Annotated in this window: 14 protein-coding genes and 2 pseudogenes; 9 read left to right on the top strand and 7 right to left on the bottom strand. The window is 59.0% G+C overall.

Annotation, left to right across the window (positions count from 1 at the left end; genetic code table 11):
* The 3 genes from M2320_RS07950 to M2320_RS07940 all read left to right on the top strand — a co-directional run.
* Window positions 1-652, top strand: a 652-nt coding sequence (locus tag M2320_RS07950; protein ID WP_264596811.1) for an FkbM family methyltransferase, incomplete at its 5' end; no start/stop codon positions are given.
* A 19-nt stretch (window positions 653-671) separates the two neighbouring features.
* Window positions 672-1,721, top strand: coding sequence for an exosortase/archaeosortase family protein (locus tag M2320_RS07945; RefSeq protein WP_264596810.1), 1,050 nt, complete (start codon window positions 672-674; stop codon window positions 1,719-1,721).
* Window positions 1,722-1,736: 15 nt separating this feature from the next.
* Window positions 1,737-2,603, top strand: coding sequence for a hypothetical protein (locus tag M2320_RS07940; protein WP_264596809.1), 867 nt, complete (start codon window positions 1,737-1,739; stop codon window positions 2,601-2,603).
* Between the two features lie 599 nt (window positions 2,604-3,202).
* Here the strand turns inward: M2320_RS07940 and M2320_RS07935 are convergent.
* Window positions 3,203-3,757, bottom strand: a complete 555-nt coding sequence (locus tag M2320_RS07935) for a hypothetical protein (protein ID WP_264596808.1) — start codon at window positions 3,755-3,757, stop codon at window positions 3,203-3,205.
* 353 nt (window positions 3,758-4,110) lie between these two features.
* Here M2320_RS07935 and gmd point away from each other — a divergent pair, with 353 nt between their 5' ends.
* Together gmd and fcl are read left to right on the top strand one after the other, a co-directional pair.
* Window positions 4,111-5,205 carry a GDP-mannose 4,6-dehydratase gene (gene gmd / locus M2320_RS07930; RefSeq protein WP_264596807.1) on the top strand — a complete coding sequence of 365 codons (1,095 nt, stop codon included), beginning with the start codon at window positions 4,111-4,113 and terminating at the stop codon, window positions 5,203-5,205.
* Window positions 5,202-6,140 carry a GDP-L-fucose synthase gene (gene fcl, locus M2320_RS07925; RefSeq protein ID WP_264596806.1) on the top strand — a complete coding sequence of 313 codons (939 nt, stop codon included), beginning with the start codon at window positions 5,202-5,204 and terminating at the stop codon, window positions 6,138-6,140. The genes gmd and fcl overlap by 4 nt, the downstream gene beginning before the upstream one ends.
* 427 nt (window positions 6,141-6,567) lie before the next feature.
* Here the strand turns inward: fcl and M2320_RS07920 are convergent, their stop codons facing one another.
* Both M2320_RS07920 and M2320_RS07915 read right to left on the bottom strand, forming a co-directional pair.
* Window positions 6,568-7,890, bottom strand: a complete 1,323-nt coding sequence (locus M2320_RS07920; RefSeq protein WP_264596805.1) for a glycosyltransferase family 4 protein — start codon at window positions 7,888-7,890, stop codon at window positions 6,568-6,570.
* Window positions 7,891-8,015: 125 nt separating this feature from the next.
* The gene (locus M2320_RS07915) at window positions 8,016-9,578 is read right to left on the bottom strand and encodes a sugar transferase (RefSeq protein ID WP_264596804.1); all 1,563 of its coding nucleotides are present in this window, start codon (window positions 9,576-9,578) and stop codon (window positions 8,016-8,018) included.
* A 334-nt stretch (window positions 9,579-9,912) separates the two neighbouring features.
* On the opposite strand from M2320_RS07915, the gene M2320_RS07910 reads away from it, so the two are divergent.
* The 3 genes from M2320_RS07910 to M2320_RS07900 all read left to right on the top strand — a co-directional run bounded on the left by M2320_RS07910 (window position 9,913) and on the right by M2320_RS07900 (window position 11,943).
* A complete protein-coding gene (locus M2320_RS07910; protein WP_264596803.1) occupies window positions 9,913-10,698 on the top strand; it encodes a metallophosphoesterase family protein in 786 nt (261 codons plus the stop codon).
* A 54-nt stretch (window positions 10,699-10,752) separates the two neighbouring features.
* Complete coding sequence (locus tag M2320_RS07905; protein WP_264596802.1) at window positions 10,753-11,208, top strand: hypothetical protein; 456 nt, start codon at window positions 10,753-10,755, stop codon at window positions 11,206-11,208.
* A gap of 69 nt (window positions 11,209-11,277) precedes the next feature.
* Window positions 11,278-11,943, top strand: a complete 666-nt coding sequence (locus M2320_RS07900; RefSeq protein ID WP_264596801.1) for a DUF1190 domain-containing protein — start codon at window positions 11,278-11,280, stop codon at window positions 11,941-11,943.
* A 125-nt stretch (window positions 11,944-12,068) separates the two neighbouring features.
* Here the strand turns inward: M2320_RS07900 and M2320_RS07895 are convergent, their stop codons facing one another.
* From M2320_RS07895 to M2320_RS23360, 4 genes and pseudogenes are all read right to left on the bottom strand, one after another.
* Window positions 12,069-12,545: a hypothetical protein gene (locus tag M2320_RS07895; protein WP_264596800.1), complete on the bottom strand. Its 477-nt coding sequence runs from the start codon at window positions 12,543-12,545 to the stop codon at window positions 12,069-12,071.
* Window positions 12,546-13,232: 687 nt separating this feature from the next.
* A pseudogene (locus M2320_RS07890) lies at window positions 13,233-13,514 on the bottom strand (transposase); the annotation flags it as partial.
* 44 nt (window positions 13,515-13,558) lie between these two features.
* On the bottom strand, window positions 13,559-14,950 hold the full coding sequence (locus M2320_RS07885; RefSeq protein ID WP_264596799.1) for a transposase: 1,392 nt from the start codon (window positions 14,948-14,950) through the stop codon (window positions 13,559-13,561).
* A 128-nt stretch (window positions 14,951-15,078) separates the two neighbouring features.
* Window positions 15,079-15,228: pseudogene (locus tag M2320_RS23360) on the bottom strand (IS256 family transposase); the annotation flags it as partial.
* Window positions 15,229-15,628: 400 nt separating this feature from the next.
* Here M2320_RS23360 and M2320_RS07875 point away from each other — a divergent pair.
* Window positions 15,629-17,482, top strand: coding sequence for an amino acid adenylation domain-containing protein (locus tag M2320_RS07875; protein WP_264596797.1), 1,854 nt, complete (start codon window positions 15,629-15,631; stop codon window positions 17,480-17,482).
* Window positions 17,483-17,498: the final 16 nt, after the last annotated feature.

Genomic DNA, 17,498 nt, shown 5'->3' with positions numbered 1-17,498 from the left:
CATGGGATTCCTCCTCGAAATCACGCGGGAAGAATCGCATCGTTCAAGCCAATTGGGAATCCCCTATCGAATCGGAACTCGCCGAACGCGCTCTAACGTCGGCCAAACGGCATGGGGGTTAACAAAGTACTTCAAGCTTTCGCCTATCTACAGCTTTGAACCCGTTTCCCAAAGCTTTGCGATGCTTGAGGATCGCTACGGGCAACGCGTCAAATGTTTCCGTCTAGCTTTCGGATGCGAACGGGCTGAACTCGCCATTCAGCTTCACGCCGACTCCGAACTTAACAGCTTCAAGCCAACGCGCGAAAGCGCGCGGCAGACCGGCCAGGAAATCGTAAAGGTTCGCACTTTGGACGACTTCTGCACGGAACATGACATCCGAGAGATTGCCGTACTGAAAATGGACGTCCAAGGGTGGGAGGACCGAGTGCTGGAAGGCGCAAGGGACTTGATCGGGCGTCGCGCCATTCGGTTTATCTTTGCCGAGGTTGGTTTTCGGTCTCGAGACACCGATATGCAAGACTTCGCCGCTCTGAACGCCATGATGGATAGCTTAGGCTTTGAATTTTGTGGACTATATGAGCCGTTCCGGTGGGGGCCGGCCAAGCTCTATTGCGGTTTCGCAAATGCGCTTTACGCATTGCCCGCATAGCAGACGCCTGTATTGAAAGATGGAACTGCGAGCGACCGATCACGCCTGCGGTTCAACAGAAGGCGAGACCTTTGATGGATTTGAAGGGGCCCGGCAGATCCTCTGGGATTTCGTGGCCGGTTCCGGCAAATGCATACATATTGTATCTCAACTCAGAAGCACAGTGTCTTCATCGGATAAGGACGCGGCAGTGAAGATTTGGCAGAGAGTATTTGTTGCGGGAGGCGGCTACCCGCTTCTGATCAGCTTCGCGGCGCTCATGGACGTGCGTCGCACCGCAGCTTTCGCCCTCAATCGGTTCTATGACTTTGGTCAGGCGCTGTCGCTCGTCGAGGGCGTCAATTACCTGCTGCTCGCGGAATGGATCTACATCGTTTCAGCCGCCTGGAAGGCAGACTGGAGCGCTGTAAAGCCGGGGTGGGTCGAACGCGGGCTGGGATTGTTTGTTACCCTCGTGGCGCTGTTTGGCGTCGCAGCCGCCGCGCATTGGCCGACCATCGCAGTTTGCATTCTAATCGCGGCGCGCCTGAGCTTCCAGCCCAACTTGCGGTGGCTGGGCTTTTGCCTCGTCGCGGTCGCTGTCCAGAACTTGTTTGTGCGTCCGGAACTCGACTCGATCCACGGCGCCTTTGCCCACCTCGACGCGTGGATAACGCATCATTTTCTTGCCGCGACCGGCTTTGCCAACGATCTACGTGGCGTGGTCCTGCAATTGCAGGGGGCGAATTTTGCAATCGAGGTCCAGCCGGCCTGCGCGACCAGTGGCATCATTCCGGCGGTGCTGATCGCGTTCTTCATATTCACCCTCGGCAGGCGCATTTCGGCGTCAAGCCTTGCGCTCGGCGCGGTGGTTGCGGTCGGGGCATGTTTTGTCCTGAATATCCTGAGACTTTCTCTAATGGCGCAGTCGGAGGCGTACGCGCACTACTGGCACGAGGGCGAGGGAACGTCGATCTTGAGCCTTGCGATGTGCGTCATCGCCTACTGGACGGCCTCGGCCGTCGCCCACTATGATGAACGCCGGCAGGACGCTCAAGTCATCGGTCCGCCGGAGAACCTTCACGTCTGAGAAGGCCGCGAACAGATGTCCAAGATATTCCAATTCATCCCGCTGTTCTTTTGGGCCGCTGTAGGTTTTGGCGCGCTTTACACGCTGCTGGAAACGACGGCCAAGCCCATTAGCGTGCTGCTCAGCAGCATTGGCGCCGTGTTTCGAATCCTCACCCGACATTGGAAGGTAGCCGCGGCGCTACTTGTAGTTTTCGTAGGAGCTCCCGTCGTCGAGGTTGCGGTCGTTTTCGGTCTGAAGCTTTCTGGGCAAGCGCTAGTCCTTTCGGGCTTTTTGTGGCAGGCCGTCACGGCGGCTTCGATAGCGTGGATCGCAACCTACATCCACGATCTGACCATTACTCTTCCCCAACGAGACCAGCGCTCAATGCATCGCTATCGGATTGTTTCGATGGTGACGGGACTCGGGATCTTTTTGACGATCGTCGGGTTTTCGATCGTTTCGTCCTTCACCATCCAGAAGATTGGGCTTGAGGGCCGCTACGGGGCGGAGTTTTGGGCAAGCTTGCTGCAAACTTTGGTGTTCGTCCCTCTTTCTTTGATAAGGCCGGCGATTTCATTGGGTGAAAAAAATCCAGTGAGGGTGGCATTCTTGACTGCGGCGCGCTCGCCAATCGTGCTTGGAGTTTGGGTGACCGTCCTGGCGCTGCCTGTCATCCTTTTCGATATGGTCGGCGGCGATATCTTGCGCGCGCATCATTCTCTGCGAGCTGCAGTCGTCGTCGCGCTTGCCAAAGCCGTCTTCAATGTCGCCGCCTGTGCATTCTTTGAAGCCACAACGCTGCTGCTTTTTGCTCGTGCGACCAATAGGCTGAATTTCGATATGCATGCGTCCATGAAAGACATCATTTTGGGGACTGGCGCGGAGGCAAGGCATGCGTGATGGAGCATTGCCGTACTGACAAACGTCATGCCGCTTGAGCCACACAAATTCAGGGCAACCCCACGGTTCTTTGCTGCGCAGAGTCGTGGCAGATTCGCGACATCGTCTTGCAATATCAAAGACGAGAGATTTCGGGCTTGCACGAAATCTTCGTTAAGGCGTTGCGGCGGGCCGAACGCATGCAGCGGCAGAACCAGCGCGCAGAAAGGTCGGGTAATACCTGCATGCGACCGCGGCCGAATGCATCGGCAAGGCGCATGGTCCCTACGACTTCGGGGTGAAGTTCTCCGTCGCAACCACGCTTCGCCGCGGTTTGCCGCCCATGTGGCGGCGCCGCCGAGCAATTCCTGCTCCGGCAAAGGTTGGAAAACGGCGGTCCCCGTCATCAAGCGCCAGATCGGCGCGAACCTCAAGAGCATCGTCGCGGACTGCGGTTATCGCGGCCGCAAAGTTCTGTCGAAGCACAAGTTCAAGCGTCCAATCCACGCTCAGATCAATTCGTAGCCTGAAAAGCGTCCTTAACAGGCATAAAGAAGGTTGAACTGAAAAAGCGGCGCTATAGCGCCGCTCTCAGGAAATGACTGATCTGTCGCCGTGAGTTAAGCCGCGGCCTCAACGCGACTACGCTTCAGAGCCGCCCCGATGAAAGTCTTCGCACGGGTCCTTGCACCAACAAAACCGAGGAACAGGAAGGAAAGAACGCCGGCACCGGGCACAGGAAGCGGTGCCTGCACTCGGCTGAACGTGAGTGCGGTGTTGTGTGGACCGGTGCCAGTACCATTATAAAGAGACACAGACAGGTTAGCAGCGGAAGCCGTCTTGAAAGTCATATCGACGTCGAAGACGGATGTCGATGTATACCCGTTCAGGTAGTTGGTTCCGGCTTTGGTTAACAGGGCGGCGCCATTGTAAGTACCGCTGTTAATCGTCACATTGGTCATATCGCCAGTGACGCTCGGCGTGCTGCCCGCAACCTCAAAGGTTCCGCTCACGTTCGCGAAGCCGGCGCCATAAAAGCTGAAGCTGAACAGCTCTGCCTTGGCGGCCGTGGAACCAATCATTAAGGCGGCCGTGGCGGCCAAAAGAACGTGTTTGCGCAATGTAACCCCCAATTGCTGACCCAGTCCGACCGGCACATGCACCGCCTGTGCCAACCGCGTTTCACTTAGTTCTATTAAAAGGTCAACGAAACAAAGAAGCAAGCAAAAAAGCTGTATCGCGCCGTCAAACAGTCTGTATGTTGCCATCGCGCCACACTGTTTAACAAATTAGTAAGAGATTGCGTTAGGTCATTCCCAAAAAGATCCAATCAACCTATTGATCCGCATCGGTGTTCATAATTGTGCCGTCATGTCGGCACCTTGCGTTTGAGCAGAAGTCTGGAAAAACCGACGCTTGGTCGTTCCAGCGTGCTTCGTCGATCGCGGCGTGATTCCGTGCTTGATCATCGGCCGAGAAACATATTCAGAAGAGCAACCCTCACAAGAACGGCAAGCGGAGAGGCGAGTTGGCGGAACGGAAATGCGCGCTCATCACCGGGGCGACCGGGCAGGATGGGACTTATCTGGCGGAGCTTCTGCTGTCTCACGGCTACGAAGTCCACGGCGTCAAGCGCCGGTCATCGAGCTTCAACACCCAGCGTATCGATCACATCTACCAGGACCGCCATGAAGGTCCGGCGCGCTTTGCCCTGCACTACGGCGACCTCACCGACGCCACCAATCTGATCCGGATCGTTCAGGAGGTGCAACCCGACGAAATCTACAATCTCGGCGCGCAAAGCCATGTCGCCGTCAGTTTCGAGACGCCGGAATATACTGCCAATTCTGACGCGATCGGCGCGCTTCGATTGCTTGAGGCGATCCGCATTCTCGGGCTGGAACGCAAGACACGCTTCTATCAGGCTTCGACCTCCGAACTTTACGGCAAGGTGCAGGCCGTGCCCCAGGACGAATCGACGCCGTTTTACCCGCGTTCGCCCTATGCCGCAGCCAAACTCTATGCCTATTGGATCACCGTCAACTACCGGGAGGCCTATGGCATCCACGCCTCCAACGGCATCCTGTTCAACCACGAAAGCCCCATCCGCGGCGAAACGTTCGTCACCCGAAAAATCACGCGCGGCGTCGCCGCGATCCATCTCGGCAAGCAGGATTGTCTTTATCTCGGCAATCTGGACGCGCAGCGCGATTGGGGCCATGCGCGCGACTATGTCGAGGGCATGTGGCGCATCGTCCAGCAGGACGAGGGTGACGACTACGTGCTCGCGACCGGCGAAACCCATTCCGTGCGCAAGTTCGTCGAGCTGGCGTTTTCGGAAGTGGGCGTCGCGATCGCCTGGTCCGGCGCCGGCGTGGACGAAGTGGGCCGATGCGATCGCACCGGGCGCGTCGTGGTCCGCATTGATCCGCGCTATTTCCGGCCGACGGAAGTCGATCTGCTCATCGGCAATCCCGCCAAGGCGCGGAAAAAGCTCGGATGGTCCCACAAGATCGGGCTTGAGCAGCTTTGTCGTGAGATGGTGGCGTCAGATCTGGTCGAAGCGAAGGGCGGGCGTCCTCGCGAATCGGAAGTCGCCGCCTTTCTTGAGGATTTCGCATGACGGATTTTGTGCTTGAAGGTCGGCGCGTTTTCGTCGCCGGCCACCGCGGCATGGTCGGGTCGGCCTGCGTGCGGCGGTTGCAACGTGAGAATTGCGAGGTTCTCGTTGCTGGCCGAGAGGAAGTCGATCTGACCCGCCAGGCGGATGTCGAGTCGTGGATGGAGCGCAACAAGCCGGATGTCGTGATCGTCGCGGCCGCGAAGGTGGGCGGCATTTTGGCCAATGACAGTTTTCCGGCGGAGTTTCTCTATCAGAACCTGATGATCGAGAGCCATCTCATCCACGCCGCCTACAAGGTCGGCGTTGCGAAACTGTTGTTCCTTGGGTCCTCGTGCATCTATCCGCGCGAGGCGGCGCAACCGATTCGCGAGGACGCCTTGCTGACGGGGCCGCTGGAGAAGACCAACGAGTGGTACGCCATAGCCAAGATCGCAGGCATCAAACTGTGCCAAGCCTATCGGAAGCAGTACGGCTGCGATTTCATTTCCGCCATGCCTTGCAATTTGTATGGTCCGGGCGACAATTTTCACCCGACTGGCAGCCATGTCATCCCGGGTTTGTTGCGGCGGTTTCACGAGGCGAAGCTCGCCGGAGCCGAGTCAGTGACGTGCTGGGGGACGGGCGCGCCGCGGCGCGAGTTCTTGTATGTGGACGATCTCGCCGACGCCTGTGTGTTTCTGCTGAAGACCTATTCCGAGAGCGAGCATATCAATGTCGGAACCGGGGACGACATCACGATCAAGGAGCTGGCGGAGGAAATCAGGCGCGTGACCGGCTTTGAAGGGTCTCTTGTCTGGGACGCTTCAAAGCCGGACGGAACCATGCTCAAGCGCATGGATGTTTCGCGCCTCGGCGAACTCGGGTGGCGCGCCAGCACGCCGTTCACGGAAGGTGTGCGAAAGGCTTATGACTGTTTCGTGGGCGCACAATGCTAACGGTCACCGCTTGCCGCCGAATCGTCGCGGATTCAGGAAGCGCAAGAACCAGAACTGTTAGTGCAGCACTGCGACAACTTCGACGAGCCGGCAGGGCTATAAGGGTACTGGGCCGGGCATGCCGTTTTCGATCCGTGTGTGCCGCCTGGGCAATAATAATTTCCCGGGCAGGTTTCGGGGGATCCATTGTTGGTAGGGCACCATTGCCCCGGGTCAGCTTTGCAGGAATCAGCCCAGACCGGACCAGATGCAAAAAGCAAAAAGCCCAAAATGCTCGCCGCTCGGGCGGTCACTGCGTGACGTTTGATGCGCATCCAATGGCTCCTAGATTAGTCTTTCAGTTTTACGCAATGTACACAACCAGCAAACCTCCAACACAGCCCAGGGAGCAAAAAAGACCCCGTGTTGCCAAAATGAAACGTGTATTCTACGGTAACGATATGCCATTGGGGTTGCTAGCGTTTTCCTTAACAGTGACGTCTCTGCGAGAGACGGGCGCATTGCAGTTAATGAGCTGGTGTAGCGCGATTTCTGGCGAAGTTAGAATATCATTCCAACTTTTTTTACAAAGTGAACTGCTGAAAGTGCGATCGAGCATCGCGCGCGCGTTTCTCCCCATTGCTTCGCAGAGCGCCTCTTTCTGTGTGCAGCGTTGGATTGCCGTTGCTAGGACGGCGCTATCTTCGGGTTGAACTGTCTCGCCGCAACCAAAATTTTCGATGAGCCCGCCGACCTCGCCTAATGGTTCCGTCACGGCGACGGTCGCGCGCCCTGCGGCCGCAATACCATAGAATTTGCTCGGCACGATCAAGCCTTCCATCTCTGGCCGCAGCGAAATCCAGTGCAGATCCGGAACGCACAGCGATTGCGGCAGCAGGCTCGCGTCCTGATAGGGGAAAAACCGGAACATGTGCGACAGCGCGCGGCGCTCGACCTCCGCCTTCAATCCGGGCATCAGCGCCCCGCCGCCGATGAAAAGAAATACGATGTTCGGCTCGTCGCGCAAAATTTCCGCCGCGCCGACCAGCGTGTCGTACTCGTGGGCGCGGCCGAGATTTCCGGAGTAGCCCACCACGAATTTATCCATTAGCCCCCACTGCCGGCGCAGCGGATTTTCTTCCTTGGACAAGGGTTTGATGGCCTCGTCGTCGCACCAGTTCGGAATGACGACGGTGCGCTCCGGCGGCGCGCCCTCGCGCAAAAGGTGCTCCCGCATCCTTTCGCCGATGGCCACATTGCACTCGGCGATGCGCAGGCTGTAGTTGCGCGCAGCCTTCAGTAGTGGAGCGATAGGCCGCAGGGCGTGAAGACCCAGACCGAGGGCGACTTCCGGGTAGACATCCTGAAGCCAATTGACGAGGCGCAGCCCCTTTGCCTGGGCGACGGGCGCGATTGCGGCCGAGAGCAGGGGAGGGTCGGTCTTCGCGACGATCCAATCGCCTTTGCGGGCATAGCGGCCGACTGCGGCGGCAAACGCGACGTAAAGACCGGCGTAATCCACCGCCCTGCCGGCCAGATTGTTGCGCCCGAAGCGCGAACGCCCGACGCGCCGGATTTCGACGCCTCTCACCGTTTCGAATGCGGGCAATTCCACAGCGGGATCGTCATAAACCCCACGACTGGTGATTATGCCCACCCTTCTGCCCTGTGAAGCAAGATGAAAAGCGAGATCCGAGAGAATCTGGCTCGTCGCCGAGTGATCGGGAAAGAAAAACCTGTTTATGAACCAGATTGTGGGGCAGGCAGTCATGGCGCTCGTCGGAAAAGAAAAACGGCGGCTTCTAACACGCTTTGCTTCCGCGCCAATGCCTGCCTCGCAATCCAAGCGATTGTTTTTTTTAGAGTCAAGCAGGCGCCGCGACGACGCGCGCGGCTTCAAAGCGAGGCGCCCGATGGCGAGGCGCCCTCGTCAAAATTGTCGCTCTTACACGCTGAGTTGGACCTTGCGCCTTTGACATTGACGCGGTCGCCCAACAATTGATGTTCCATTTGGCGCGTAGCCTTCCGCCAGCGCACAGCGGTCGAGATATCTTCGTCGTTCTTGCGTTCGCCTCGGAAGACGACTTGCAGAGTGCGGAAGAGGATTTTGATGTCGAGCGCCGGCGAGGCGTGGTGGATGTACCAAACGTCGAGCGCATCCTTTTCTTCCGCCGAAACCGCCGTGCCGCCGACCACTTGCGCCCATCCGGTGACGCCGGGGCGAACCAGTAGGCGTAGGCGTGGGTCTTCGGGCTGATCCACCGGAAGCAGCGGGCGAGGCCCGATCAGCGTCATGTCGCCGCGCAGGATATTGAACAGCTGGGGAATCTCATCAAGGCGTGTCGCGCGTATCGCTTTTCCGATGGGCGAAAGGCGCGCCTCGCTGTCGACGCGGTCACCGTTCTTGCGATAGGGAGCCTGATAGGTGCGAAACTTGAACAGGTAGAAATCGCGGCCGCGGTGTCCCAAGCGCTGTTGCCAGAAAATGACGGGGCTGCCGACGTCCAGATAGGTAAGGGCAGCAATGAACAGCGCGATGGGCGCCGTCAGAACGATCAGCGTCACGGCGACCAGGACGTCGATCGCGCGTTTGAAGCGGAAATATCCCCTATGTGGCGCCGCAAGTTGCGGCTCCCTTTGCGCCGAACGGAACACCGGCGCAGACGCCGGTCCGAGGTTGAGCGCGCGGGAGATTGAAAGCGCCTTTACGCCGAGGTTCCGGCATGTGCTTTCAAGACTGATGAATTCCGCGCGGGTAAACGCGTCATCCGCGATCCAGACCTCGTCCACGTCCACGCCGTGGACCGTGTATTCATCGAGAATGGCTTCGAGGTCGTTGGGGTGGCCGACGATCTTGACGCCGTTCACCGTGCGACCATGCAGGCGCTCGCGTGGGTCGACGGCGGCGACGATCTGGGTTGTGCGCGGGTTCTGACAATCGGTGAGCTTGATGACGATCTCGACGAAACGATCGATGCCAACGAGCACCACGCGACGAAGATGGTGGCGCTCCGGTTTGACGGATGAACTGGGGACGCGGAACGGCGAGTGGCGGGACAGCCCCCGGCCGCCGAGAAGGCCGGCGGCAAGAACCAGCCCGTAAATAAGGGGCGTGGAGCGTGGTACGCCTTCAAGACGATTGGCTAGAAACAGCGCCATAGCACTGAGCGCAACGGTGCAGAATGTTGCCGCCAGAACCATTTTGAGGTCGTTGACGGAGAAGTATCGCGTCAGCCCATCGCTAATTCGGAAGAAAAGGAACGGCGGGATGGCGCAGATGATGGTGAAAAGGGCGTACTGGTAACCGTGAGGAATGTAGTCGAACTGGCTGTCAAAATAAAGAAGGCCGGGATCACGCAGTGCGATGGCAATGAACGGAGATATGACCACCCATGCCGCATCGAATGGAGACAGTTTCCAGGCGAACCGGCTTTTTGACGTTGGCGCTCCGACCCGCATTTCTTAGCACCTATGATTGTTATATATTGGAAATATCCAGTTAAACATTTGGATGCGAAACCCAACGCTGCGGCATATTTAAGTTCCAAATGGCCGACTGGGTTCGTATACATCGTTTGGGGGCGGAGATCCACCCCACAAAGCTCAAGCAAGATTTGTGCACAATTGCTGAGCCTTTGTTACGGCCTGAAACCGCCTGCCTGAAATGCCGATCTCATGACTTCGAAGCTGGTTAATGAACCGCTGAGCAAGCCTGAAATATCTGTTTTGGCTTGACGGCAGGGATCAATGTAGGGAGGCTCTCACCCAAGGTGATAGCTGATCGGAATGATCCATGCCAATTTCTCGGATAGCGGGCTTCTTCGCAAAGAAGGAAGCCGCGCCTCCCCGTGTGCCCGAGAATGCCAGGCTTTACGTGATTGGCGACGTGCACGGTCGCCTGGACCTGTTGCATGATTTGGAGTTGCGGATCGAGGCCGATCTGGCGACCGCTCCAGAACGGGTCTTGACTATATTCGTGGGAGACTATGTCGACCGGGGGGGGGATTCGGCGGGTGTTCTCGATCGCTTGAGCGCAGGGGAATTCTGCACCGATATCGCCTGCCTGCGGGGAAACCATGAAGAGGTGATGCTGCAGTTCCTGAGTGACGAGTCTGTGCTCGACTCCTGGCGCAAGTTCGGCGGTCTCGAGACTCTGCACTCATATGGCGTCAATGTCGCGGACGTGATGCGGGGCGCAGGATATGATCGCGCCCAGGTCGATCTGTTACGCGTTCTCCCGACGCGCCACCGAGAATTTCTGGAAAAGACACGGTTGTCCCTGACGGTCGGCGACTATTTTTTCTGCCATGCCGGCGTGCGCCCCGGCGTCCCGCTTGAGAATCAGTCCCCCCACGACCTTTTGTGGATTCGCGAGGAGTTCATCCGGAACGAGGCCAGTTTTGGCAAGGTGGTCGTCCACGGACACACGCCGACGGCTGCACCGGAAGTCAAGAGCAACCGCATCAATGTCGACACCGGCGCCTATGCCTCGTCGATTCTGACGGCTCTTGTGCTGGAAGGGGACGCCAAACGTTTTCTCGCCACCGGAGTCAGGCGCGCGGATCTGAGTAGAATGTGAGCTTTATCTTCGTGCTCCAGTTGGGTAAGACTGCCACGTCGATGAGGATGCGCGATGGAAGTTTCGGGCCGGCCAGAACACGAGGTTGCGGAGACCTCTGTCTTCCGAAACGGGAAAACCGCCGGCTTGTTCATGATCGTCTTCCTGTGCGCCGCTTATTTCGTCTCCCGGCAGGGCGTGATGGGTTATCTGGCCCTTCTGGTCGCGCTGTATTGCCTTTGGGCGGCCCTGATGGTCGTGCTCGGCGTGGTTCTGGCGAAAGGCTGCATCTTCTTGCCCCGGTCCGCGTCAACGTCGCTGCCGTTCCTGGTTTTCGGACGCAGGCGGCGCGCGATCGCGGAGCTCGAGGAAATCACATATCTCGGCAAGTTATTGGGGACCGAGTGGGTTGTCTTTCGATTTTCCGACGAGCGTTATCCTGCGCCGTTTGGATCGAGGGACAAGAGGCTTGCGTTCTTCGAGTCGATCCGCGCGCAAAAGCCCAGCATTCGGATCTATCGGGCCCACTAGCCAGGCGGATGCCTCCCGGGAAGCCGCCTTCCGCCATGAGCATGGAGCGCAATGCGACGTCGAAGCCTGATGTCATCGCCCGCCAAAGCGTGTGATCGCATGAAGAGGGCGAGGCATGGCCCGAACGTGATCGCAGCCGGCATCACTGTCGGGCTGGTTGCTGTCCTGGTCGCGACAACGGCTCAGGCGGCACAGAAAAAAACTTACGCGACGCAGGCGAGCTGTCAGGCTGACGTCGCCTTCACGGCTGACGAATGCAGGAATGCGTTCGCCAATGCTCAGACGGAAATCGACGAGGCGGCGCCAAGGTTTTCCAAGCGGGACGAATGCGAAAGGCATTTTCGTCGTTGCATGATCGCCGGATTCCAAGGACGGGTGGAATTTGCGCCGGCCCTGAAGGCGGTGGAAATCACGGTGGTGTCGAGCAGCGAGAAAACCGTGACGCCGGTCCTGCAAACCGAGGCGCCAGGAATCGTTCTTTCATCGCGGACCGTTTTGCGCCCGGACAACCATATCTCGGCGGCAAAGAGGAAGAAGAACCAGGAGAACTGGACAAATTGGCTGAAAGCTCGCTCCGCGCCTCCGGAGAACCCAACCGAAGTCGCGCCCGCCGCCAACGATATCAACGAGCCCAGCTTTCGAAATCCGCCAGAACCGGAAAAGATATATCCAGGCGATTCGGAGCGCGAACGGCGTCGCCGCGAGGAGATCAAGAATGCGCCATTGGTTCGCTGATCGACGAACTTCCCAAGGGCGGGACTTGGGGGAGATGTTCTGTTCGTCCGTTAAAAACGACGGCATGCGGTGAATGAAGGCTGGCGGGCGACGGCGCCCGCCAATGACGCCACGAACGCGGCGCCTCAACAAGGGCGAACGCCCATTGCGATGGCTTGGCGGCCGGACAGGCCGGTCAGCGCCGAACTATTCAGCGCGCCGTTGCGCATGACCCAGTGGCGGATGCGCGAAGGATAAGACGACAGCATCATCCGCGTGGCGATTTCCGAACGAACCCCATTGTAGCTCGCCTGGTGAAACAGCAAGGTTGCGTCCGGCTCGACGCAAACGTTCTGGCTGGCGAGCTTCATCGTGCAGGCGGATGCGCAGACCCCGGCGATGACCGTCCGAGCATAACTGACGCGGGCGCGTCCGTAGTATGAGAATACGTTGCCGCCGCCATCAAACGGCCGGACCGTGAAGCGGCGCTGCGCGGCAGGGGACTGGGAGGCCGAGTCGAACCCAAAAAGGCTGAAGGCGGAAGCTGGAGCGCCGGCGCCGATCACAAGCGCGCTCGTAAGCGCAGCGGTCGCAAGAGCTTTCTTGGCAATCTGGACGAACATGACGACATTCCTTGCATGAGGTCAGCGAGGGTTGTGGTATCCCGCTATTCACACGCAAAGGTTGCTTCCGTTCAGCTTCTGAGAGTGCTGCCGAATTGATTCGAATTTTATCGAAAGGGCGAATTGGCGAATGGTGCCCTAACGTCATGCTCTAGCCATGATTTACGGAGTACTAAGAAAGCGTCCATAATTTTTTTGAATTGGCTGGGGATTCCCTCACGTTTTAAGGGCTTTTAGAATCAAAGGATGATTGATCGGCTGCGATCAAGATGCGGTTCGCCGCCCTCTCGCCGCTGCTGGACGAGCGCGGGCGTCGGCGGTTCGGCCGGGCAAATCCGCGCTGAACGCCGTGGGGGAGTGACTGCGCTCGGCCTACGGCCTCACTCCGTCACGCCCTCACGGCGATTCTCATCCTGATTGACGCGCCGTTCTCAGCTTGATCGTCGCGGGACACCACGCGCTTATCGGAAGGCCATGGAGAAGCATCTGGAGTGCAAGTGGGTGAGATGACGTTGCCCCCAACTTTTATCCAGCTTTGAGTTCGCTCGGGCGGTTTGAATTGCCTGTTTCTGTGTGACGGATGTTGTGGGCCGGCGCGAAGCCATCGGCTTTGCGCAGCGCCGGCCCACGCCGCGGGAACGTTTCGGTGAACTCGGCTGGCGTGCGCCATCCAAGCCGCGAGTGCGGGCGGTTCACCTCCTTGTTGAGACGCTCGATTGGATTGGTGGAGTGCAGCTTCGGCCAATGCGCGCGCGGAAACGCCATGAAGGCGAGCACGTCGGCCTCGGCGGCGTCGAGCAGGTCGGCCAGCCTTGAAAATCGCGCTCGCAACTGGTCCGCGACTTGGCGCCAGGTTTTTGAAGCGGCGGCCTGATCCTCCTGAGCAAAGACGGAGCGGATCGCCGCCGACACCATGCCGTGGTGCGCCTTGGAGACATGGGCGAGCGCGTTGCGCATGAAATGCACGCGGGGGCCGTTGAAAAAGCCAAGATTCGGCGTTGGACAGACGAAAGTCATTGTGCGGCTGGCGCAATGCCTCGGTGCCAGCCAATGCCCGCGAGGATTGCCTCAATTTGCAGGATACGGCCGTACGAGGGACGAATTAGATCCAGAATGGCGGCGGCAAGCCGCTTGAGATTGATCGCCACAGCGGTGAGATAGGCTTGGATTTTCATGTTGGCGAGCCCGCGTCGGACGGCGCGCGCCAGGCCGTGCCACGCCTTCGCCTCGCCGTGGAATCCTTCCGACCGCCAGCGATGGCGCTGGTACAAACGCCGGTCTTCCTCCGACCATTTCTCGCGACGGCGGCGGGCGCGCAGCAGCGCAGGGTGTTCGTCGCTGACCACGACCGCCTTGTTGGCGCGGCCTTTGGACAGGCAAAGACAGGCAAGGTCGCAGTGCGCGCAGTCGGCGGCGCGAGAATAGAAGAAACGTCCGTGCTCGATCCGCCGCGTCGGCCGCAGCACCCGGCCGCGCGGACATTTTAAGATGTCGTGACGCGCGTCGTAGCGAAATCTGCGCAGCGGGACCTTGCTCCGGATTGGCTCGGCTTTCGCCGGAATGACGGGATCGATGCCGCGTCGCTCCAGCGCGCCGAACACCTTGCCATACGCATATCCCGCGTCGGCGGTGGCGGTCGCTATTGCGGTTCCGGTCACGGCTATCGTCGCATCAAGGCGCTCGACGATCACCTGGCCTTCATTGACCTCGCCCGTCGTCACCTCGACGTCGAGCACGACGCCGCGCATATCGTCGACAACGGCATGCTGCTTGTAGGCAGGCTCGAGCCGCCGGTTGCGCCCGTTCGTCGCCATGCTGGCGTCGGGGTCGGTCGTGCATACCTTCTTGAACTTACCGGTCGATCGGCTGGCCTTGGCCGTTTGAACTTGCTCGGTGTTGGCTTCGTCGACAGCGTCCACATGCCGGGCGACTAGACTTTCCCAGCTGACATTGGCGCGGATCAGCGAAGCGTCGACATGGACGATCTCGCCTTTCGCGATCCTGGCGGCGACACAGGCCTGCACGGTGCGTTCGAAGATCCGCCGAAATCGTTGTGCGCCCCACCTCTGGCGAATGCGCGTCAGGGTAGAATGGTCGGGCAGCGTCTCATGCAAGGCATAGCCGGCGAACCAGCGGATCGCGAGATTGACCTGCGCCTCCCGCATCAAGCGCCGGTCGTGGACAATGCCGAGCAGGAAGCCGGCGAGCATCAGTCTGACGGCGGCTTCCGGGTCGATCCCCGGTCGGCCGTTGTCGGCGCAGTAGAGATCGGCGACCTCCTGGGGAAGCCAGTCCAGGTCGAGAACCCGGTCGACGCGCGCCAACATGTGATCGTCGGGGACAAGCTCGCGCAGCGAGCCGGTGATGAAGAGTTCGAGTTGGCTTCGTTCCTTGCGGCCCAACATCGCCGGTGCCCCACGAATCAAATGAACTACTGAACGAAGCCATGGAATCAGCGAACCGAGCCTTTTTCAACAGCCCCACGCGGCATCTTTGCCAACTCTCCTTGAACACTTGGGCGATCGCCGCCTTCATCCGAACGCTCGTAACGTCCGGCGCCGATCAAGTTGTCGACGTCGAAATCCATCAGTTTCCGCAATACCGCTTCGGCGAGGTCCTTCAGAAGGTCCTCCCCGCCGCGCTCGCGCAGTTGATGAAGAAATGCCATTGTGTCGTCGGTCATCATGTCCTCGGGTCGGTGGGGTCAAGCTTCAGCAACTCGACCATAACCGAAGAGGGCGCGGTGACCGCCCCGGCCCGCCGGCGGGCTCCGCTAAGCGGAGCTCCGCCCGCCGGCTCTCAGAAAATCTCCACCACATCCGTGGACGCTACCGACCGGATCGCTCGGCGTGCCAAGACACAACGGCTCCATTTTCGCCCATTGGGCCCCAGTCAAAACGACTCTGTCCAACTTAAGCTTGAATCTCCGCCAAGCGCGAAAAGGGATCCCGATTTCCAGCAGAACCTAGCCCCGAATGGACCTTCCTTCAGTAAGGTTAACACGCATCATAACCTAGGGGATTATCGAAAAAGTCATAAACTTACGAGTAAACCAAAAAGCGCATCATATCAGTGGGTTTTCGATGAATATCACTGTCATTGATCTTATGAAAGACACTTGCGCCCGGTTTCCGGAGCGAATGGCGGTTCTCTGCGAAGAAAAAAGACTAAGTTATCAAGATCTTGATCGCGCGTCCAATAAAGCCGCTCATTTCTTATTGAAAAAGGGCGTCCGAAAGGGCGATCGTGTGGTTCTGGTCACAAATCGATCTCTCGAAGCCGTCATTGTCATCGCCGCTATATTGAAGGCGGGCGCATCTTATGTTCCGCTCGAACCGGGCGCGGCCGATGAGACCCATCGATTTGCGCTACGGGATTCCGCTCCGTCACTCGTCATTGTCGAGGACGAAACCGACGCCTTCGACGGCGTCTCCTGTGTTGGCGTCGATGACGTGATGGCGAAGTCCCAGTCCGAGTCCGATGAACCCTTGGAGATTGGCGTTTCCGCGTCAGATCCTGCCTATATCATGTACACCTCAGGCTCGACCGGCCGGTCGAAGGGCGTGATCGTCCCTCACCGCGGCATTGTGCGCTTGGTGCAGAATCCAAATTTCATGCAATTGGATCCGTCTGTCGTCATGCTCCATGCGGCTCCGCTCGCGTTCGACGCAAGCACGCTCGAGGTTTGGGGGCCGCTGTCGAACGGAGGATGCGTCACTGTCCTGGCGGGGGCGGCTCCCTCGATCGACCAGATCGCCAGGGCCATACGTGACTACAAAGTCGACACCCTGTGGCTGACCGCAGGTTTGTTTCATCTCTTCATCGACGAGCGACCTGAAGCGCTGCGCCCGCTCAAGCAAATGTTGGCCGGGGGCGACGTTCTCTCGCCAAGTCATCTGCAAAGGGCTCTTGCGCTTCTGCCGGACTGCACAATCATCAACGGATATGGTCCCACCGAGAACACGACATTCAGCTGTTGCTATCCAGTGCCGCGCGGCGGTTGGGGACCTGGCGCCGTTCCGATCGGATATCCGATCTCGGGAACAAGCGTTCACATCCTGACTGACACATTGGAGCCCGTCTCCGATGGCGAAGAGGGACAGCTGTGTGTTGGCGGTGACGGCGTCGCGCTCGGCTACCTGAATCTGCCGGAGTTGACGGTCGCCAAATTTGTTGCGGACCCATTCTCAAGTCAAACCGGGGCAAAGCTTTATTTGACGGGCGATTTCGGCCGACGCCGGTCCGACGGCGCCATCGAGTTCCTCGGTCGGCGCGACCGTCAGGTCAAGATCAATGGCATGCGCGTCGAGCTTGACGGAATTGAACAGGCTCTGCGCGACGATCCTCGTATCGCCGACGCAGCCGTCGTCATCACCGATGCCAATGGGTTCAAGCGCGTCGTCGCTTTCATCAAACCGGTTGACCCGACCAATTCCCAAAATCTCTCCTCGAATGTGCTTCACGACCTGAAGGCGCGTTTGCCATCGCAGATGGTTCCCTCGGAAGCGGTCATTGTTCCTGAACTGCCGCTCAACGCCAACGGCAAAGTGGATCGCATCCGCCTGATCGACGAACGCATGAAAGCGGCGGCCGAATTTATCCGCCCTGACGCCGCCGCGCGGGAGGAGCCTTCCGAATCCGTTGTTTATTCGATCTGGCGGGAGTTGTTGCGCGGCGCCTTCGACCACAGGGCGAACCTGTTCGATCTCGGCGCGACGTCCCTGCAAATGATCGCCGCGCACGAACGCATCCAGGCGGCGACGGGCGTTCGGTTTCCCCTGACCGCCATGTTCGCTCATCCGAACGTCGCGGCCTTCGAGGCATTTCTCGCCGGAAAGAAACAGGGTGAAAATTGTGATTCAGCCTCAGACAGAGGGCAGCGTCAGCGTGCGGCCATGATGCCATTGGCCCGCAGGGTGGCGCGCGCCCGGCCTTGAAGAACCAAGCAATTTG

It is taken from the genome of Rhodoblastus acidophilus, from assembly GCF_025961575.1.
Classification (GTDB): domain Bacteria; phylum Pseudomonadota; class Alphaproteobacteria; order Rhizobiales; family Beijerinckiaceae; genus Rhodoblastus; species Rhodoblastus acidophilus_C.
This window is presented reverse-complemented; position numbering and strand designations above follow the sequence as displayed.